Here is a 20,131-nt window from a genome sequence, read left to right as displayed (position 1 = left end):
CAACTCGATCGCCCAGCGGCGCTTGTAGAGCGCGGCGATCTCTTCAGCCGGAGCATCGAGATCGTTGGAAAGGATGCGCAATATCTTGCCGGTTTCGATCCGCACGCAGACCTCCCGAACCGGCACGCTCATCGGGTTCCTGCGGCTTTTCGCCATGCGCTGCGGCAGGAGGCCGACCCGATCCGACAGGATGGTTCCAACCAGGCTAACCGCTCTTTCCTCGGTGACGGCCAATTTGGTATGGGATTTGAGGCGCGTGACGATGCGGCAGCCGGCGGCATTGAGCTTCGCCCACCAGCCGAAATCGTAATAGCCGAGGTCGAAGACATAGGTGGCGCCCGCCTCGATGGGCATAACCTTGGCGGCGGTGATGTCGTTGACATTGGCCGGYGTCACCGCCGCATAGATCGGCCGTTCGGCATTGGCATCRTAGACGACGTGAACCTTGGCGCCACAGGCCTGATCGGAAAAGCGTGCCCAATCCGATCCCGCTCCGGAAAGGCGCAGACTGCTGCTGTCGATCAGATGCACCGCCTCGCCGACGGCCCGCTTGAGCCCACGCCCGGCGCGCGACACCATTTGCGCRAACAGCTCGGCGAAAACCGCACTCGGGCGCAGGCCATTGGCGTCGGCAAGGGTCGAACGTGACACCGGGCGGGCGCCGAGATGGTAAAGACCGCTGCTGTGGCTTTGCAGGCCGCCGACGATCTCGCGCAGGCTGACGGCCCCGGAAAGCTGGCCGTAGAGTARCGCGACCAACTGGCTCTTCGTCGACAGTCGCCGCACGTGCTTGTCGGCCTCATGCTCCTCCACAAGTCTTTCGAAGGCCGCCCACGGAATYCGCTTCAACAGATCATGAAAGACGCTATTCTCGTGCCGCACGGTGTTGCCCCTCTTTCGTGTCCGGGATTGTCGCCAAACATCCGAATACGAGTAGAATCAACACCGTGCGCCTTGTCCACCAAATTTAAACCGGACACCAGTGGCATGCTGGCGAGGATCTACACGCTCGGCATGCAGTTCGCCGCCTCGATCCTCGCCATGATGGTCGGCTACACCCAGCCGGGTTCTGCCGACGTCATCGAAGACACGCCGGAAACCAGCCTTTCGGCCTTTATCACCTTTGCCGGCATGATGATTCTCTTCATCATGGATTTTCATCACATCGTCTTCCGTGCGCTGATCGATTCCTACACGACCATGCCTTTCGGCGGACTGGTGCAGATGCGCTCGACGTTGATCTCCTTCACCGATACGCTGGAACAGACGACCTACATCATGCTGCGGCTGGCTAGCCCCTTCCTGATCTACGGCCTGATCTTCAACGTCTCGATCGGCTTCATCAACAAGCTGGCGCCGCAGATCCCGGTCTACTTCATCTCAACTCCGTACCTGCTGCTCGGTGGGCTCTTCCTGATTTATTTCTCGATTGCGGCGCTGGTCAGTCAGTTCGGCCAGTCCTTCGATTCGATCTATATCGGGCGATGAGGCGGGCATGATCGAAAAGAGCCGTTCCCAAAAGCTGAAGCGCCTCCTCTCTGTACAGCGCCACATCGAACGGATGGCCGAGAACGACCTGGCCGAAACCAGCCGCCAGCGCGTCGAGGTCAATGCCGCGATGGACGATGTCATCCTTGCGCTCGGCTCGATGGACCCCGTCCATCACGCCTTCTCGCAGAATTACGCCGACCGATTCGGCAGGCTCACCATCAAGGACCAGCAGTTGACCGGCATGCAGCAGGTCCATGAGATGCGGCTGAGCCGTGAGCGCGCCAAGGGCGATCGCCTGGAAGAGGGCATGAAGGACGCCCTGGAGGCCGAGCGCCGCGAGGCCGACGACAATGCGGTCTATGATGTCATCGACCAGCAATTCGCAACGCCAGCCTCCAGCAAGCTTCAAAAACCATAATCGCTACGATCTTAATTTAGAGGATTGTAACGTGGCTATTTCGCCCCCCAGTGATCTGGTCCTGGACGTTGTCAAAGCTGCCGACCCCATGGAGGTTCAGGTGGCCCAGGAAAAATTGAAGGCAAACCGTGCGGCCTTTGCCGCCACGAGCCTCGCCGAGAACGGCAAGGGCTTCTCCAATACCGTGGACGTTCTCGACCATATCGGCCAGAAGAGCGGCCTTTCCAACATCCAGAATCGCACCAAGACCGAGGAAGTTCCGGAAAGCTACCGGAAGTTCGAGGCGATGGTTCTGCAGAATTTCGTCAAGTCCATGCTGCCCAGCGAAAGCGAAGACGTCTACGGCAAGGGTGCGACCGGCGATATCTGGAAGGGCATGATGGCCGAGCAGCTCGGCAACACCATGGCCAAGGGTGACGGCATCGGCATCGCCAAGCAGATGTACAGCGAACAGCTGCGCCGGCAGGAAGGCAAGATCGTCAATGCCTCGACCGATGACCGCGACCGTAATACCGCACTCAGCATGATCGACGACTTCCAGCGCAAGACCTTTGGCACGCCGACTGCCGAAGCCAAGAACGCAAGCGACGCATAACCGAGGGTACAATGGAAATAGTTTCGAACGAATACAGGATCAAATCCGTTCTCGGACGCCTCGAAATGATCATCGACAATGAGAACACCCGGATCGGCAGTGATCCGCAGTTCGACCTCAAGGTCTCCAACGCGCACAAGAGCCGCTGCCTTTACGAGCTGTCGATGCTTTTCCGCGATACCGATCCGGCCGAGCTCGCCGCTGCCCACCTCGATCAGCTGCACGGCCTGAAGAAGAAGCTGGTTCTCAATGCCCGCCGCGTCGAAGCGCATCTCGAAGCAGTTCGCGCCGTGGCCGACCTCCTGAAGAATGCGGTTCAGGATGCCGATGCTGACGGCACCTATTCCCAGGAACAATTCGCCGCGCGTGGAAACTGATGATCAAGCTCGTCCTCACCGGTGTCTGGGTTTGCGCCATCACCTTGGCCTCCGTCTATTTTTCGGTGTACCTGGCGACTGCGCCGGCGCCTGTGGCAACGGATTCCAAGCAGAGCACGCTCGAGCTGGTCAAGGGTGAAACGATCACGGTCCCGATCATCGGCGACGGTGCGATCACCGGTTATTTCCTTGGCCGCGTTTCCTTCATGATGAACAAGGAGATGCTGAAGGGTGTGACGCTGCCGTTGACCGAGATGACGACGGACGAGCTTTTCAGCCTGCTCGTCGGCAACAAGATGGTCGATATCGCTCACCTCAAATCCTTCGATCCGCAGGCCTTCCGCGAGGAGATCAAGAAGGGCATGAACGAGCGCCTCGGCGGCGAATATGTCGCCGAAGTGATGCTGGAACAGCTCGACTATCTCTCCAAGGAGGATGTCAAGGAAGGCGCCGCCGGCAAGCCGACGAAAGTGGGCAACCCCGTCAAGATCGTCGAGACCGAGCCGGCAGCGGAAGCGCCGGCGCCAGCCGCGCATTAAGGTCTTATCGATCATCGACGAAAGCGGCGCTGAAGGGCGCCGTTTTGCATTGGCGCTTGTGGTTAATAAACCACTTATGCGAGTAGGGAAATCCGAGGGATTTTCCTAAGGGTTGTTTGAACCAGTCCTGTTATATCAGACGTCACAGCTTGGTCTGCGCTGCCTCCCCTCGGGAGCGACGCCCTCCCGGCGTGACGCGACCGGTCCTTTTCGAGACCTCCGTTGCGGAAATGTGGGCTTGTTTTCCGGGATGTCGGGCGCATGACGCACCCTCGGCAGGAGGTTGGGATGAATCTGATTGCAAACTTCGCGGTGCTCGCATCGCGGCGGACGATCTTCGATCTGCCGGTGTGCGATCTTGGCTGGGACGATGCCCTCGTTTTCATCAACGAGCTGGCCTCCATTCCCGTCGGCCAGACCGTGGTTTGCTTCGTCAACGCCCATAACATGCTGACGGCCCTGCGCGACGACGAATATTATCGGATCATGTCGCACAATCTGGTTCTGCCGGATGGCATCGGCCTCAACATCGCATCGCAAATTGCCCATGGCGGGCCGTTTCCCGCCAATCTCAACGGCACCGATTTCGTGCCGGCTTTCCTCACCTTCATGGAGGCTCCGCGCCGCATCGGCCTCATCGGCGGCACGCGCTCGGTCATCGAGGCGGCGGCGGAAAACTTCCGCAAGCACACGCCCTGGCACGAATTCGTCGTCGTTTCCGACGGCTACTTCGACAAGGTCAATTCAGGCCCCGTCATCGAGGAGATCGAGCGTCAGAAGCTCGACATCCTGATCGTCGGCATGGGAACGCCGCTGCAGGAGAAATGGGTTCACGACAATATCCGCGCCGATCATGCGCGTCTGGTGCTGACGGTGGGCGCGCTCTTCGACTTCGTCTCCGGCGCCGTTCCGCGCGCCCCGAAGACGGTGCGGATGATGCGCATGGAATGGGCCTATCGCCTGATACAGGAGCCGGCCCGCCTCTGGCGCCGCTACATCATCGGCATCCCCGTCTTCCTCTATCATGTCCTGCGCTACCGCTTCCGCCGGCGTGAAAGAATGCTCAGCTATCCCGAAGAGCAGACCAGCGCGCCGCAACAGCCGCGTCTGGATCACAAGAAGGCAAGCTGACCGAGCGGATAATGCAGCGCCCGTCGGGCGTCTGAAAGCGGCACTGTCGTTTCTTGCCGCTGCGGTTAACCATTTCTTTGCCATGAATATTTAGAGTAGCTTAATCATCTGCGTTTCGTGCGGATGAGCGAACTCGGCCATCATGTGCATGAGATGTGGCGCAATGTACGATATCAGGGCCAGAAGCAGTTTCCACGATCGCGCAGGCGCGGGCCGGCGCGCCGATGACGATCCGTATCGACTGCCCCAGCCGAAAGGGCCGGATATCGCGCCGCCGGAGGCGGAGCTGCTGCGCGCCATTGGCCGCGCGCTCGAAGAGCAGCGCGCGAGGGCTGCGCGCACGGCGCCGCTGGTCGATCGCATCGAAACCATCCTCGGCAATCGTCTGCATGCCGCCAACGACGTCGGCCATCGTCTTCCGCAGGACGCCGCGCGTTATGAAGAGCAGATCGCCCCGGCCGGCGAGCCGGTGATTTCAATCGAACCGCCGGCCGCAGGTTACGACGAGCCCGCCGAAGCCCGGCCGGCAGCATCGCGGCGCGGTAGGGGACACTTCGGTCTTGCCGCGATGGTCGCCGCTGCGACGGTCCTCGGCGCAGGCTTCCCTCTGCTGATGCCGGCCTCGCCTGCGCTTTACCGTGCCGAAACGACGCTTGCGGTAAAGACGGATGCCGCAAGCCGGGCCGCCTTCACGCAGGCTGCCGCGAAGGGGCTGTTGTCGGCGCGGATGGTCGCATCGACGGTCGCCGCCTTGAAGCTCGATCGCGATCCTGAATTCGCCGGCGCAAGCGCAAACGCGTTGGGCGTCGCACTCGATCTCCTGTCGGCGACCGGCGCCGCCGCCGATCCGGCCTCGCGCGCCGAGGCGACGCTGAAACATGCGGTCGAGATCCTGCCAGATGCAGCCGCAGGCACGATCCTGGTGAGAGTGACGACCGGCGACAGCGGCAAATCCACGCGCATCGCGGCAAGGCTTGCCGAAGCAGCCGGCGGAGACGGGCGAGGCGGCAACGCGGAGACCGATGCCGCCTTGCGCAAGACCTACGATGACGCCAAGGCCGAGCTCGCCGCTTTCACGGCAAAAAGCGGCGAAGGCAATGTCAAGGTGGCGATCGACCTTCGCCGCCAGATCGACGGGCTCGATGCCGATCTGAAAGAGGCCGACCAGAATATCCTGACCGCCAAGGCCCAGGCCGATCGGCTGAAGGCGGCAAAACTTGCCGAAGTGCTCGGCGGTTCGTTGCCCGCCGATATGCTTTCGCCGGCGCTGCAGGACTGGCGGGACAAATATGCCGTCGCCAAAACGGCGCTGGCGCAGCTTTCCACTGAACTCGGCCCGCGCCATCCGCGCCTGTTGCAGCAGCAGGCCGAAACCGATGGTCTGAAGGAGAATATGGGCAAGGAGCTCACTCGTCTTGCCCAGGTCGCCAATGCCGCTGCCAAGGCTGCCGTCGATGCCCGCAAGGGCCTGAATGACCGCCGCAACACGCTGATCGCCCAGAGCCGGGACACCGGCGTCGATTTGTCACGCCTGACCGAGTTGCGGGAAAAGGCGAATGCTGCCCGCTCGCGCCTGGAGGAAGCAACATCCGCCGCGGCGGAAACGGCCACCGACGGTCGTATCGTTCTCCTGAAGCCGCCGTTGGCAACAGCGGTATCGGAAACCGATGGCCTGGCCGTCCGGTCGCTTACCGGTGCAGCGGCGGGCCTCGCGATAGGCCTTGCCGGGGCTTTCCTGCTGCGGCTGCGCAAGCGCGCCGCCGATCCCACAGGGAAGGATATGGCAGTATTCCAGCCGCAAGTCCCACCGCTGCCGGCGCCTGTGCAGCATTCCGCGCCGGCCGATGAGGTGGAGGTTTTGCGCTCCGAAATCTCCGGCCTGCGTGACCGGCTTCGTGTTCATGCGCGGCAGCCGCTGCGCTGAACGAAACATTTCCTTGCAAGTTTGATATTGCGCTGCCGCTTTCGGACAGGATAGGGCGTTAGCGGGCAATCGGCGCCCGCCGAACATCCATAGATTGGCGCGAAACAAGGCGGAGAGACGCGTGACGACAGTAATCGATGGCAAGAACGTAGCTGCATCCGTAATCCAAACGGTCAAGAGTGCGACGGCAGCGCTGGAAAAGAGCAGCGGCGTGACCACCGGTCTTGCTGTCATCATCGTCGGCGACGACCCGGCAAGCCACGCGTATGTCGGCTCCAAGAGCCGCATGGCCAAGGAGTGCGGCTTCAAGTCCGTCCAGCATACGCTGCCGGCCGAAACGAAGCAGGAGGAACTCGCAGCCCTCGTCGCCACCCTCAACGTCGATCCGTCGATCCACGGCATCCTGGTGCAGCTGCCGCTGCCGAAGCCGCTCGACAGCGAGCCGATCATCCAGTCGATCCTGCCGGAAAAGGATGTCGACGGCTTGAGCGTCGTCAACGCCGGCAAGCTCGCCACCGGCGATCTGAAGACGGGCCTGGTCTCCTGCACGCCGGCCGGCGCCATGGTCTTCGTGCGCCGCACCCATGGCGAGGATCTGTCCGGCCTCAATGCCGTCGTCATCGGCCGTTCCAACCTGTTCGGCAAGCCGATGGCGCAACTGCTGCTCAACGCCAACGCGACGGTGACGATCGCGCACTCGAGAACCAAGAACCTCGCCGAGGTCTGCCGCAATGCCGATATCCTGGTCGCCGCCGTCGGCCGGCCGGAGATGGTCAAGGCCGATTGGGTCAAGCCGGGCGCGACGGTGATCGACGTCGGCATCAATCGCGTGCCGGCTCCCGACAAGGGAGAGGGCAAGACCCGGCTCGTCGGCGACGTGGCCTTCCGCGAAGTCTCCGAGATCGCCAGCACCATCACGCCGGTTCCAGGCGGCGTCGGCCCGATGACCATCGCCATGCTGATGGCCAATACGGTCATCGCTGCCCATCGCACTGCCGGACAGACGCCGCCGCAGTTCTGATGATTATGGCTGCTGCGGCGCAGGGCCGGTCGAGGCCCTGACGATCAACTCGGTCTTCCAGAGCTCCTGGTCGGGGAAGGGGCCGGCCTGTTTCACCGTGCCGATCAGCCGCTGGGCGATGCGTACGCCCGCTGCCCGCAACGAGGAGCGCGTCGTCGTCAGCGGCACGGAGAAGCTTTCCGGCTTCAAGAGCGGCAGCACGTCGTCATGGGCGATCAGCGAAATATCCTCGCCGAGCCGCAAGCCCGCCTGGTTGACGGCGCGGATCGCACCGAGCGCCAGCACCGTGCTGGAGCAGAGGATTGCCGTCGGCCGGTCCGGCAGCTCCAGGAAGCGCTCCATCGCCAGCAGACCCTGCTCGTCCGTCATCAGCGCGTGGCTGGTGCAGTCTTCGTCGAGCGTCAGGCCGCGCTCGCCAAGAGCGGCGATGACGCCGTTCTTCCTGCGGATGGCGAAATCCAGATGCATCGGTCCGTTCATCAGCGCAAAGCGCGTATGGCCGAGCTGCAGCAGGAGCCGCGTCGCATCGTAAAAGGCGCCCTCATTGTCAATGTCGACGAAAGGGTAATCCGGCTCCGATCCGAAAGAGCGGCCGTGCACGACATAGGGTATGGCGAGCGATTTCAGCATGGGAAGCCGTGGGTCGTGGCCGCGCATATAGGCGACGAACAGTGCATCGACATTGCCGCTGATCGCAAGGCGGCGGAGCGCCGCCACCTCGTCATCCGGGTCGGCCGGCATGATGACGAAGTGGAAATCGTGGCGCACGGCCTCTTCGCCAAGCCCGGCCAAGAACTCGCCGAAATGCACGTCGGATTGATGGCCGGGTGCGGTCGGCATGACGAGGCCGATCGAGCCGGCCTTGCCGGTCGCAAGGCGCTGCGCCGCCTTGTTCGGCCGGTATCCGGTTTCCTTGACAGCCTGGAGCACGCGCTCCCGGGTCGCCTCGTTGACCTCGGGATAGCCGTTGAGCGCCCGGCTCACGGTCGTCTGCGAAAGTCCCAGCAATTCCGATAGCTGTTTGAGATTCACCTGCTACGCTCCCGGCTCGCCCTGGACCTGGATAAAGGCTAGTCGCCCTCCAGCGCCCAAAGCGCTTTCAATTATGTATCATTTGATGCGCTTGACTCAAGAAAAATCGCTCCATATTTCCCAAGAGGCGCTGTCGAACAGCGCTAGCGCATCGGCTCGAAAATTGGAATCGATTTTCGAGGCGCACGATACGTAGATTCAAAGGCTTAGAGTGTCCTTTGTGAATCCGGCAGGATGCAAGGCGCTCCAAGTCGCATGTTTATAGTGAGTTTTCGTGAAATCACTTGACTCTATTCCGCCGAAAGTGGAATGAGTTTAAGTGTCAAAGCGCTTTGAAATCCTTTTTGAGGGAATTCGGTGCGGTTGGGATTGTGATGGGAGGTTGATCACATGAAAAAGTCATTTTTGATGGGCGTTGCCGTCGCGGCGCTTTTTGCCGGTACTGCGTCCGCGGCCGATCTGAAGTTCGCGCCCGGGCAGGATGCCAAGTTCAATTGGAAGAGCTATGATGAATTCAAGGCCGCTCATGCCGATCTGAAGGGCGAGCCGCTGACGATCTTCGGACCGTGGCGCGGTGAGGACGAAGCCTTCTTCATGAGCGTTCTCGCTTATTTCACCGAAGCGACCGGCGTCGAAGCCAAATACTCCTCTTCGGAAAACTACGAACAGCAGATCGTCATCGATACGCAGGCGGGCTCGCCGCCGAACATCGCCGTTCTGCCGCAGCCGGGCCTTCTGGCCGATCTCGCCGGTAAGGGCTTCCTGACGCCGCTCGGCGACGACAATTCCAAGTGGATCAAGGACAATTACGGCGCCGGCGACAGCTGGGTCGGTTACGGCACCTACAAGGGCAAGGACGGCAAGGAAGCCTTCTACGCCTTCCCCTATAAGGCCGACGTCAAGTCGCTCGTCTGGTACGTGCCGGAGAATTTCGAGGAAGCCGGCTACAAGATTCCGACGACCATGGAAGAACTGCATGCCCTGACCGATCAGATCGTCAAGGATGGCGGCGTTCCCTGGTGCATCGGTCTCGGTTCCGGCGGCGCGACCGGCTGGCCGGCGACCGACTGGGTCGAGGACATCATGCTGCGCACCCAGCCGCCGGAAGCCTACGACAAGTGGACGACCAACGAGCTGAAGTTCACCGATCCGGCCGTCGTTGCCGCGATCGATGAATTCGGCAAGTTCGCCAAGAACGAGAAATATGTCGATGGTGGTGTCGCGGCCGTGGCCTCGACCGACTTCCGCGACAGCCCGAAGGGCCTCTTCGCCGTTCCGCCGAAGTGCTACATGCACCATCAGGCCTCGTTCATCCCGTCCTTCTTCCCTGAAGGCACGAAGCTCGGCCAGGACGCCGACTTCTTCTACATGCCGACCTATGCCTCGCATCCGGAACTCGGCAAGCCGGTTCTCGGCGCAGGCACGCTCGTCTCGATCACCAAGGATTCGAAGGCCGCCCGTGCCTTCATCGACTTCCTGAAGACCCCGATCGCGCATGAAGTCTGGATGGCGCAGTCGAGCTTCCTGACCCCCTACAAGGGCGTTAGCACCGAGGCCTATGCCAATCCGCAGATGAAGAAGGAAGGCGAGATCCTGACCTCGGCCACCACATTCCGCTTCGACGGTTCCGACCTGATGCCGGGCAAGATCGGTGCCGGCGCCTTCTGGACGGGCATGGTCGATTTCGTCGGCGGCAAGTCTGCCGAAGAGGCCGCTGGCGAAATCCAGAGCGCCTGGGACGGCATCAAGTAATCTTCCAAAACGATGCCGCCGGTTTGCCGGCGGCATGGCCTGCATGACTGGCCGGGTTCGCAAAGAGCCCGGCCATCGCGGGATATGTTGCGATTGGGCAATGCAAACGGGTTGACGATGACCGGCCTCGATCCGTCAGAAGAAAAGCCGGTCTGAATAAGATCAGGGGAAGCAGGGGAGGGACGTAATGCTGTTGCAGATAGTGTCCGCTTTGGGCGTCGTGGTCGTCGCCGTTTTCGCGTGCTCGGCCTATTTCTATTTTTCGAACAAGATTCTGGATCTGGCCCTACCGGTCGGCGATGGCGACATCCGCGCCGCATCGCGCAACCTCAACCGCCGCGCACTGATCCGGCCGTGGCTGTTCATCGGCCCGGCGCTCTTCCTGCTCTTCGTCTATCTCGTCTATCCGGTTGTCGCCACCTTCATCCTCTCCTTCTACGACCGCACCGGCCAGCAATTCGTCGGCGTCGCCAACTACAAATGGGCGATCGGCGACCGCGAATTCCGCCAGTCGATCTTCAACAACATCCTCTGGCTCGCCGTCGTGCCGGCCGCCTGCACCTTTTTCGGCCTCGTCATCGCCGTGATGACCGACCGCATCTGGTGGGGCAATATCGCCAAGAGCATCGTCTTCATGCCGATGGCGATCTCCTTCGTCGGCGCGTCCGTCATCTGGAAGTTCATCTATGAGTATCGCGGCGGCAACGACGTCCAGATCGGCCTCCTGAACGCCATCGTCCAGCTGTTCGGCGGCACGCCCGAAGTGTGGATCTCCGTGCCCTTCTGGAACAATTTCTTCCTGATGGTCATCCTGATCTGGATCCAGACCGGTTTTGCCATGGTCATTCTCTCGGCAGCGCTGCGCGGCATTCCCGAGGAGACGATCGAAGCCGCCGTCATCGACGGCGCCAATGGCTGGCAGATCTTCTGGCGCATCATGGTGCCGCAGGTCTGGGGCACCATCGCCGTGGTCTGGACGACGATCACCATCCTCGTCCTCAAGGTCTTCGACATCGTGCTGACCATGACCAACGGCCAGTGGCAGACCATGGTTCTGGCGAACCTGATGTTCGACTGGATGTTCCGCGGCGGCGGCGACTCCGGCCGAAGCGCCGTCATCGCCATCATCATCATGCTCGCCGTCACGCCGATCATGGTTTGGAACGTGCGCCGCGCCAATCGCGAATTGAAGGGCCATTGAGATGACCGCTGTCGGAAGCTACTTCAAGATCGGCCCCGCCCGCCTCTTCGTTCACCTTGCCGTTCTGCTGATCGTCATCATCTGGCTCATCCCGACGCTCGGCATCTTCGTCAGCGCCTTGCGCGACAAGGACCAGATCGTCGTTTCCGGCTGGTGGACGTCCTTCATCGGCTCGACGCAGACCGTCGCCGTCCGCCTGGGCACGTCAGACCAGCAAAAGCAGGAAGGCGCCAACTACGTCATTTCAGGCAATGTGCTGGAAGGACAGGAAGGCCGCTCGGTAAAGGCCTTCGGCAACCGCGTGCAGCAGCCGGCCGCTTTCGAGGCGGGCGCGACCGCCGATCTCGGCGACGGCGAAACGCTGCAGATCAACAGCGACGGCAGCTATCGCTACATGAAGAACGCGACCTTTTCGCCCGACGAGCGACCGCGTCGCATCTACGTGTCCGTTTCCGCGCCGCCGGAATTCACCATGCAGAACTACAACACGGTTCTCACTGGCGAAGGCATCGGCCAGTCCTTCATCAATTCGCTGACGGTGACGATCCCAGCGACGATCATCCCGATCCTGATCGCCGCTTTCGCCGCCTATGCGCTGAGCTGGATGGAATTTCCCGGCCGGGCGCTGCTGATTGCGCTCGTCGTCGGCCTCATCGTCGTGCCGCTGCAGATGTCGCTGATCCCGCTGCTGCGCCTCTATAACGAGGTCGGCACTATGCTCGGTCAGCCGTCGAAAACGTATCCCGGTATCTGGCTCGCCCATACCGCCTTCGGCATGCCGCTCGCCATCTTTCTCCTGCGGGCCTATATCGCCGGCCTGCCGAAGGAGATCATCGAATCCGCCCGCGTCGACGGCGCGAGCGATTTCGAGATCTTCACCCGCATTGTTTTGCCTTTATCCTTCCCGGCGCTCGCCTCCTTCGCCATCTTCCAGTTCCTGTGGGTGTGGAACGACCTGCTCGTCGCCATGGTCTTCCTCGGCACCGACAAGGATCATCTCGTGCTGACCGGCAGCCTGAACGCGCTGCTCGGCTCGCGCGGCGGCAATTGGGAGATTTTGACGGCGTCAGCCTTCGTCACCATCATCGTGCCGCTGCTCGTCTTCTTTGGGCTGCAGCGCTATCTGGTGCGCGGTCTGCTGGCCGGGTCGGTCAAGGGAGGCTGACCATTTCCGAACGTGACTTCAGACAGGATATCCCATGAACGTGGCTCCCCAATCGATCATGACCGCCGACAAGGACTGGTGGCGCGGCGCGGTGATCTACCAGATCTATCCGCGCTCCTACCAGGATTCGAACGGTGACGGCATCGGCGACTTGAAGGGCATCACCGCCCGCCTGCCGCATGTGGCAAGCCTCGGCGCCGATGCCATCTGGATCTCGCCCTTCTTCACATCGCCGATGCGCGATTTCGGCTATGACGTCTCCGATTACGAGAACGTCGATTCGATCTTCGGCACGCTGGTCGATTTCGATACGCTGATATCAGAAGCCCATCGCCTCGGTATCCGGGTGATGATCGATCTCGTCATTTCCCACAGCTCGGATCAGCACCCCTGGTTCGTCCAGAGCCGCTCCAGCAAGACCAACGCCAAGGCCGACTGGTATGTCTGGGCCGATGCCAAGCCCGACGGCACGCCGCCGAACAACTGGCTGTCGATCTTCGGCGGCTCGGCATGGGCGTGGGATCCGACGCGCATGCAATACTACCTGCACAACTTCCTGACCTCGCAGCCGGATATGAACCTGCATAACCCGGAGGTGCAGGACCGTCTGCTCGATGTCGTGCGCTTCTGGCTCAATCGCGGCGTCGACGGCTTCCGCCTCGATACCATCAATTTCTATTTCCACGACCCGTTGCTGCGCGACAATCCCGCACTTGCTCCCGAGCGGCGCAACGCCTCGACCGCGCCGGCGGTCAATCCCTATAACTTCCAGGAGCATGTCTACGACAAGAACCGGCCGGAGAATCTCGCCTTCCTCAAGCGCTTCCGCGCCGTTCTCGAGGAATATCCGGCGATTGCCGCGGTCGGCGAGGTGGGAGACAGCCAGCGCGGCCTTGAGATCGTCGGCGAATACACGTCAGGCAATGACAAGATGCACATGTGTTACGCCTTCGAATTCCTGGCGCCCGATCCGCTGACGCCGGAGCGTGTCGAGGAGGTGATGCAGGATTTCGAAGCCGCCGCACCGGATGGCTGGGCCTGCTGGGCCTTCTCCAATCACGACGTCGTGCGCCATGTCAGCCGTTGGGGTGGGCTGGTCGCCGATCACGACGCTTTTGCCAAGCTCTATGCCTCGTTGCTGTTGGCTTTACGTGGCTCCGTCTGCATCTATCAGGGTGAGGAACTCGGCCTCACAGAGGCGGATCTCGCCTATCAGGACCTGCAGGACCCATACGGCATCCAGTTCTGGCCGGAATTCAAGGGCCGTGACGGCTGCCGCACGCCGATGGTCTGGGACAGTCAGGTCGCCCAGGGCGGTTTCTCCAGCGTCAAGCCTTGGCTGCCGGTGCCGGTCGAGCATATTCTGCGGGCGGTCAGCGTCCAGCAGGGCGACGAAAATTCCGTGCTGGAGCACTACCGCCGCTTCATCGCTTTCCGCAAGCTGTACCCGGCTTTCGCCAAGGGCGAGATCGAATTCGAGGAGCAGCAGGACGAAGCGCTGGTCTTCACCCGCGAATATGGCAATGAGAAGCTGCTCTGCATCTTCAACATGAGCCCGGCCGAGACCGGCGTCACTTTGCCTGCGGGAGAATGGCAGGCATTGACGGGCCATGGCTTTACCAGCAACAACTATGGCGACAAGATCGATATTCCGGCCTGGGGGGCGTATTTCGCCCGTCTCGCCTAAGGATCAGGAGGGGAGAGAGAAATGACTGGACTGACACTGAAGGACATCCGCAAATCCTACGGTTCCGTGGATGTTCTCCATGGTATCGACCTCGATATCAAGCAGGGCGAATTCATCGTCTTCGTCGGTCCGTCCGGCTGCGGCAAGTCCACGCTTCTGCGCATGATCGCCGGTCTCGAGGCGATCACCGGCGGCGAGATGTATATCGACGGCATGCTCGTCAATGACGTGCCGCCATCCAAGCGCGGCATTGCCATGGTCTTCCAGTCCTATGCGCTCTATCCCCACATGACCGTTTATGACAACATGGCCTTCGGCATGAAGATCGCCGGCGAAAGCAAGCAGGAGATCGAGCGCCGTGTCCGGGCGGCGGCCGAAAGCCTGCAACTGACCAAATATCTCGAACGGTTGCCGAAAGCGCTGTCCGGCGGCCAGCGCCAGCGCGTGGCGATCGGCCGCGCCATCTGCCGCGATCCCAAGGTCTTCCTGTTCGACGAACCGCTGTCCAACCTCGATGCCGCGCTGCGTGTCGCGACCCGCATCGAGATCGCTCGTCTCAACGAGCAGATGGCCGATACGACGATGATCTACGTGACCCACGATCAGGTCGAGGCGATGACGCTTGCCGACCGCATCGTCGTCCTCTCCGCCGGCAATATCGAGCAGGTCGGCGCGCCGCTGGAGCTCTACGAGCGCCCGGCCAACCTCTTCGTCGCGAAATTCATCGGCTCGCCTGCCATGAACATCATCCCCGCCACGATCACGGCGACCGGCAGCCAGACGACGGTGACGCTGACCGGCGGCATGTCGGTGACATTGGATGTGGCGACCGACGCGTCCGAGAAGGGCAAGCAGGCGAGCTTCGGCGTTCGCCCGGAAGATCTGCGGATCGCCGATGGCGCCGACTATGTTTTCGAGGGCGAAGTCTCGATCGTCGAGGCGCTCGGCGAAGTGACGCTGCTTTACATCGAAGGCCTTGTTCCGGGCGAGCCGATCGTCGTCAAGCTGCCCGGCATCTATGATGTCCACAAGGGCCAGAGGATGCGCTTTGCCGCCGACCGGCAGAAGTTGCATCTCTTTGACGCGACCGGCCACACCTACCGGAAATGAGGCGGCCATTTTTGGGGGAGTAGTCCGGGGAATTATACTTGGCGGGGCGAATTCTCACTTTCTGTTAAAGATCAGCTGCTACCTTTTCCTAGTCAATTTATGAGGGGGATAAGCAAGTGGCCGCTTCCAATCCGTCACAGCCAAGGTCTCATTTCCTGAGCAAGGAAGAATCCTTCATGTATGACCGCGAGGCGCGGTTCAAAATGGAGGACACAATGAATGCCGCGCGCATCGAATATACGGAAAAGGGCGTCATGCACGCGGCCTCGCGCCGTTGCGATATCGTCCGGATCTCGATGAGCAGCGCGACGCTCGCGATTCTGACCCAGTTCAGCCTGCCGAAGCAGTTCTATCTGGATATTCCGGATGCCCGCATCACCAAGGTCGGCTGCCTGCTGATGAAGGTGAATGCCAACAACACGATCGAAGTCCGCTTCCTGCGTCTGCTGACGCAGAAGGAGCTGAACAAGATCTTCGTTTACAGCACGCATCCGGCGCACAAGGATTACGTTCTCGATATCCGCGCCTGACGGATAGTCCTGGGCTGACGATATGAAAAACCCGCGGGGTGCTTCTTGCGCCACGCGGGTTTTTCTTTGTGCCGAGCCTTCTGCTCAGTGGAAGAGCACGCTCGCGCCTTGGTCCGAAGCGCCGACGGCGCGGCGGAACGGGGCGAAAAGCTCACGGCCCATGCCGAATTCATTATCGGAGAGATCGACGGTCACCGGCTCGCGCTCGGCCATGTCGGCTGCATCGACGAGCAGTTCGAGCGTGCCCTTGATCGCGTCCAGGCGAATGATGTCGCCATCCTTGATCCGGGCGATCGGGCCGCCGTCGACCGCTTCCGGCGTGACGTGGATCGCCGCCGGCACCTTGCCGGATGCGCCGGACATGCGCCCGTCGGTCAGGAGCGCCACGCGGAAGCCGCGGTCCTGCAGCACGCCGAGCGGCGGCGTCAGCTTGTGCAGTTCCGGCATGCCGTTCGCTTTCGGTCCCTGGAAGCGCACGACGGCGACGAAGTCGCGGTTGAGCTTGCCTTCCTTGAAGGCGTCCTGCAGTTCCTGCTGGCTGTGGAAGACGATCGCCGGCGCCTCGATGATATGACGCTCCGGTTTGACGGCGGAGATCTTGATGACCGCCTTGCCGAGATTGCCGCGCAGCATCTTCAGCCCGCCATTCGCCTGGAAGGGCGTCTCGATGCTGGAGAGCACCTTGGGGTCGTGGCTCTTCTCCGGCGACGGCTCGCGCAGCACTGTGCCGTTTTCGCCGAGACGGGCATCGACCGTATAGGCTTCGAGACCCTGGCCGAAGACGGTGCGCACGTCGTCGTGCACGAGCCCGTGCTTCAGGAGTTCCTTGATGAGGAAGCCCATGCCGCCGGCCGCCTGGAAATGGTTCACGTCGGCAAGCCCGTTCGGATAGACGCGGGCAAGCAGGGGCACGATTTCCGAAAGCTCGGCAATGTCCTGCCAGGTGAGCTGGATGCCGGCTGCCCGCGCCATGGCGACGAGGTGCAGCGTGTGGTTGGTCGAGCCGCCCGTCGCATGCAGGCCGACGACGCCGTTGACGACCGAGCGTTCGTCGATCATCTCGCCGGCCGGGGTGAATTCATTGCCGAGCGCGGTGATCGCCAAGGCCCGCTTGGCGGCTTCGCGCGTCAGCGCTTCGCGCAGCGGCGTGCCGGGATTGATGAAGGAGGAGCCCGGCATATGGAAGCCCATGATCTCCATCAGCATCTGGTTGGAGTTGGCCGTGCCGTAGAAGGTGCAGGTGCCGGGTCCGTGATAGGATTTCGATTCCGCCTCCAGCAGCTCGGCGCGCCCGACCTTGCCTTCGGCGAAGAGCTGGCGCACGCGCGACTTCTCGTCGTTCGGCAGGCCCGTCGTCATCGGACCGGCCGGAACGAAGATCGATGGCAGGTGCCCGAAGGAGAGGGCGGCGATGACAAGGCCTGGCACGATCTTGTCGCAGACGCCGAGGAAGAGGGCGGCATCGAACATGTTGTGCGACAGGCCCACACCGGCTGCCATGGCGATCAGGTCGCGCGAGAAGAGCGAGAGTTCCATGCCAGGCTGTCCCTGGGTGACGCCATCGCACATGGCGGGCACGCCGCCCGCCACTTGCGCCACGCCGCCCGCTTGGGCGGCCGCCTCGCGAATGATCGCGGGATAGGTCTCGAACGGCTGGTGGGCCGAGAGCATGTCGTTATAGGCGGTGATGATGCCGAGATTGGGGATGCGGTCGCCGGCGAGCGCATCCTTCTCGGCGGGGGAACAGACGGCGAAGCCATGGGCGAGGTTGGCGCAACCGAGCACCGAACGCTGCACGCCCTTGGAAGCGGCGGCGCGCAGGCGTTCCAGGTAGCGCTCGCGGGTCGGCTTCGAGCGTTCGACAATACGGTTCGTGATCGCAGCAATGCGTGCGTGAGCGGACATGGAAAATCCCTGCCTTGTTCTGGTTCGTCTCTGTCTGTTCGCGGGTTCCGGCGGCCTGTCAGGCCGTGTCAGGGAGCCCAGTAGATCTCGACCGGGGAAGTGGCCCGGCGCAGAACGGCGCGGATCGGCATTTCTGCCTCGTCACCGCTGCCTTCCGCCTTGGCGAGAACGTCTTTTTTGCCTTCGCCCTCGATATGGAGAACCAGGAGTGCGGCATCCTGAAGACTGGAGAAGGTGAAGGTCAGGCGCGGCTCGCCGGCCCCTTCCGCCTCCATGGTGATGATGCCGCGCGGCGTCGATGTATCGAGCGCCTCAGCAAGATTGCTGCCGTTGGGAAAGAACGAGGCGGTGTGGCCATCACCGCCCATGCCGAGGATGACGACGTCGAAGGGGATGCCGATCTCGGCGCTCTTTGCCGTCGCAAGCCGCGCGGCCTCCTCGACGGAAGCCGCCGGCTGGTAAAGCGGCACGAAACGCGCCGACTTCGCCTTGTTCTGCAAGAGATTGGCATCGACCAGCAGATGGTTCGAGCGCGCATTGTCGGCCGGCACGAAACGTTCGTCGACGAGGGTGATCGTCACCTTGTCCCAGGCGATGTCGCGCGTCGACAGCACCTGGAAGAAGACTTTCGGCGTGGAGCCGCCGGAAACGGCGATGGACGCCGCTCCTCGGGCAGCGATCGCTGCCGAAAGCGTGTTGGCGACCTTGTCGGCAAGGCTGTCGGCGAGGTCTGCGGCGCTGGTGAAAGAATGCAGGGTCGATGCCATCGGTGTTGTCCTAGATATCGTCATGCCAGGTGCGGCCGTCGCGCTCGATCAGCGCGATGGCTTGGCTCGGGCCCCAGGTGCCGGCGGTATAGCCCTGCACCTGCTGGCCGGTCGTTTCCCAACCTTTCAGGATCGGGTCGACCCACTGCCATGCGGCCTCCACTTCGTCGCGGCGCATGAACAGGGTCTGGTTGGAGCGCACCACGTCCATCAGCAGGCGCTCGTAGGCGTCGGGATTGCGGACGTTGAAGGCCTGGGCGAAACTCATGTCGAGCGAAACGTTGCGAAGGCGCATGCCGCCCGGACCCGGATCCTTGATCATCAGCGACTGTTTGACGCCTTCGTCCGGCTGCAGGCGGATGATCAGCTGGTTCTGGCTGATGCGGCCGGCGGCCTGGTCGAAGATCGCATGCGGGATCGACTTGAAGGTGATGACGATCTCGGACATACGGCCGGCAAGGCGCTTGCCGGTTCTGATGTAGAAGGGAACGCCCGCCCAGCGCCAGTTGTTGATCTCGGCTTTGATGGCGACGAAGGTCTCGGTGTTCGAGACGCCGCCTTCCAGCTCTTCCAGATAGCCCTTGACCGGGCCGTTGCCGGACGCGCCGGCGCGGTACTGGCCGCGAACGGTCGCCTGCTCGACATTGGAGGCGTTGATCGGCTTCAGGGCACGCAGCACCTTGAGCTTCTCGTCGCGCACGGCTTCCGAATCCATCGAGGAGGGGACTTCCATCGCCGTCAGGCAGAGCAGCTGCAGAATGTGGTTCTGCACCATGTCGCGCAGCGCCCCGGCGGTATCGTAATAGCCCGCGCGGCCTTCGAGGCCGACGGCTTCGGCGACGGTGATCTGCACGTGGTCGATGTAGTTGGCATTCCAGAGCGGCTCATAGAGCGCGTTGGCGAAACGCAGCGCCATCAGGTTCTGCACAGTCTCCTTGCCGAGATAGTGGTCGATGCGGAAGATCTGCTCTTCCTTGAAGACGCGGCCGATATTGTCGTTGAGCTGCAAGGCTGAGGCGAGATCGCGGCCGATCGGCTTCTCGACGACGATGCGGGTCGACTTGGTGATGAGCTTATGGTCGTGAATCTTCTGCGAGATATCGCCGAAAATCCCGGGCGCGACGGCGAGATAGAAAGCGCGCACGCGGTCCTTGCCCTCGTCGAGCAGCTTCTTCAGCTGATCCCAGCCGCTGTCGGCGCGGGCATCGACCGAGACGTAATAGAGGCGGGCGCAAAACTTCTCCACTTCCGCGTCGTCATATTCGCCCTTCTTCAGATGTTCCTTGAGCGCATCGCGAGCGAATTTGCGGTATTCCTCGTGGGTCAGCGGGCTGCGGGATGCGCCGATCACGCGGGTCGGTTCGCCAAACTGGCCTTCGATCTGGCGATGATAGAGGGCGGGCAGCAACTTGCGTTCGGCAAGGTCGCCGCTGCCGCCGAAGACGACATAATCAAAAGGCTCAACGGGAATGATCTGGCTGCTCAT

General features: G+C 62.0%; 18 protein-coding genes and 1 pseudogene. 14 read left to right on the top strand and 5 right to left on the bottom strand.

The genetic code is table 11. The features are described from left to right. The coding region (locus QD408_RS18010; RefSeq protein WP_414140234.1) for an IS4 family transposase at positions 1-882 on the bottom strand (882 nt) is incomplete at its 3' end. A gap of 102 nt (positions 883-984) precedes the next feature. On the opposite strand from QD408_RS18010, the pseudogene QD408_RS18005 reads away from it, so the two are divergent. From QD408_RS18005 to folD, 8 genes and pseudogenes are all read left to right on the top strand, one after another. Continuing rightward, positions 985-1,488: pseudogene (locus tag QD408_RS18005) on the top strand (flagellar biosynthetic protein FliR); the annotation flags it as partial. Positions 1,489-1,495: 7 nt separating this feature from the next. Continuing rightward, the gene (locus tag QD408_RS18000; RefSeq protein ID WP_414140233.1) at positions 1,496-1,909 is read left to right on the top strand and encodes a hypothetical protein; all 414 of its coding nucleotides are present in this window, start codon (positions 1,496-1,498) and stop codon (positions 1,907-1,909) included. A 31-nt stretch (positions 1,910-1,940) separates the two neighbouring features. Continuing rightward, a complete protein-coding gene (locus QD408_RS17995; RefSeq protein ID WP_088680460.1) occupies positions 1,941-2,504 on the top strand; it encodes a rod-binding protein in 564 nt (187 codons plus the stop codon). A gap of 11 nt (positions 2,505-2,515) precedes the next feature. Then, positions 2,516-2,881: a hypothetical protein gene (locus tag QD408_RS17990; RefSeq protein ID WP_003570277.1), complete on the top strand. Its 366-nt coding sequence runs from the start codon at positions 2,516-2,518 to the stop codon at positions 2,879-2,881. Next, positions 2,881-3,420: a hypothetical protein gene (locus tag QD408_RS17985; protein WP_088680461.1), complete on the top strand. Its 540-nt coding sequence runs from the start codon at positions 2,881-2,883 to the stop codon at positions 3,418-3,420. The genes QD408_RS17990 and QD408_RS17985 overlap by 1 nt, the downstream gene beginning before the upstream one ends. Positions 3,421-3,708: 288 nt before the next feature. Next, positions 3,709-4,551, top strand: coding sequence for a WecB/TagA/CpsF family glycosyltransferase (locus QD408_RS17980; protein ID WP_414140232.1), 843 nt, complete (start codon positions 3,709-3,711; stop codon positions 4,549-4,551). A 163-nt stretch (positions 4,552-4,714) separates the two neighbouring features. Beyond that, a complete protein-coding gene (locus QD408_RS17975) occupies positions 4,715-6,475 on the top strand; it encodes a succinoglycan biosynthesis protein exop (protein ID WP_414140231.1) in 1,761 nt (586 codons plus the stop codon). A 121-nt stretch (positions 6,476-6,596) separates the two neighbouring features. Then, positions 6,597-7,496, top strand: a complete 900-nt coding sequence (folD, locus tag QD408_RS17970) for a bifunctional methylenetetrahydrofolate dehydrogenase/methenyltetrahydrofolate cyclohydrolase FolD (protein ID WP_088680464.1) — start codon at positions 6,597-6,599, stop codon at positions 7,494-7,496. A 3-nt stretch (positions 7,497-7,499) separates the two neighbouring features. On the opposite strand, the gene QD408_RS17965 is transcribed toward folD, so the two are convergent. Then, positions 7,500-8,528 carry a LacI family DNA-binding transcriptional regulator gene (locus tag QD408_RS17965; protein ID WP_414140230.1) on the bottom strand — a complete coding sequence of 343 codons (1,029 nt, stop codon included), beginning with the start codon at positions 8,526-8,528 and terminating at the stop codon, positions 7,500-7,502. A 390-nt stretch (positions 8,529-8,918) separates the two neighbouring features. Here QD408_RS17965 and QD408_RS17960 point away from each other — a divergent pair, with 390 nt between their 5' ends. The 6 genes from QD408_RS17960 to QD408_RS17935 all read left to right on the top strand — a co-directional run bounded on the left by QD408_RS17960 (position 8,919) and on the right by QD408_RS17935 (position 15,973). Then, positions 8,919-10,280 carry an ABC transporter substrate-binding protein gene (locus QD408_RS17960; protein ID WP_088680466.1) on the top strand — a complete coding sequence of 454 codons (1,362 nt, stop codon included), beginning with the start codon at positions 8,919-8,921 and terminating at the stop codon, positions 10,278-10,280. A 187-nt stretch (positions 10,281-10,467) separates the two neighbouring features. Further along, positions 10,468-11,481 carry a carbohydrate ABC transporter permease gene (locus tag QD408_RS17955; RefSeq protein WP_088680467.1) on the top strand — a complete coding sequence of 338 codons (1,014 nt, stop codon included), beginning with the start codon at positions 10,468-10,470 and terminating at the stop codon, positions 11,479-11,481. Position 11,482: 1 nt separating this feature from the next. Continuing rightward, complete coding sequence (locus QD408_RS17950) at positions 11,483-12,646, top strand: carbohydrate ABC transporter permease (protein WP_414140229.1); 1,164 nt, start codon at positions 11,483-11,485, stop codon at positions 12,644-12,646. Between the two features lie 34 nt (positions 12,647-12,680). After that, the gene (locus QD408_RS17945) at positions 12,681-14,333 is read left to right on the top strand and encodes an alpha-glucosidase (protein WP_414140228.1); all 1,653 of its coding nucleotides are present in this window, start codon (positions 12,681-12,683) and stop codon (positions 14,331-14,333) included. A 21-nt stretch (positions 14,334-14,354) separates the two neighbouring features. Then, entirely contained in the window at positions 14,355-15,443 is a 1,089-nt protein-coding gene (locus QD408_RS17940) for an ABC transporter ATP-binding protein (protein WP_088680470.1), read from the top strand. Positions 15,444-15,619: 176 nt separating this feature from the next. Continuing rightward, the gene (locus tag QD408_RS17935) at positions 15,620-15,973 is read left to right on the top strand and encodes a hypothetical protein (RefSeq protein WP_020920408.1); all 354 of its coding nucleotides are present in this window, start codon (positions 15,620-15,622) and stop codon (positions 15,971-15,973) included. An 84-nt stretch (positions 15,974-16,057) separates the two neighbouring features. Here the strand turns inward: QD408_RS17935 and edd are convergent, their stop codons facing one another. From edd to zwf, 3 genes are all read right to left on the bottom strand, one after another. After that, on the bottom strand, positions 16,058-17,878 hold the full coding sequence (edd, locus tag QD408_RS17930; RefSeq protein WP_088680471.1) for a phosphogluconate dehydratase: 1,821 nt from the start codon (positions 17,876-17,878) through the stop codon (positions 16,058-16,060). 68 nt (positions 17,879-17,946) lie between these two features. After that, entirely contained in the window at positions 17,947-18,645 is a 699-nt protein-coding gene (gene pgl, locus QD408_RS17925) for a 6-phosphogluconolactonase (protein ID WP_414140227.1), read from the bottom strand. 10 nt (positions 18,646-18,655) lie between these two features. After that, on the bottom strand, positions 18,656-20,131 hold the full coding sequence (gene zwf / locus QD408_RS17920) for a glucose-6-phosphate dehydrogenase (RefSeq protein ID WP_088680473.1): 1,476 nt from the start codon (positions 20,129-20,131) through the stop codon (positions 18,656-18,658).

It is taken from the genome of Rhizobium sp. BR 249 (assembly GCF_047445895.1).
GTDB lineage: Bacteria > Pseudomonadota > Alphaproteobacteria > Rhizobiales > Rhizobiaceae > Rhizobium.
This window is presented reverse-complemented; position numbering and strand designations above follow the sequence as displayed.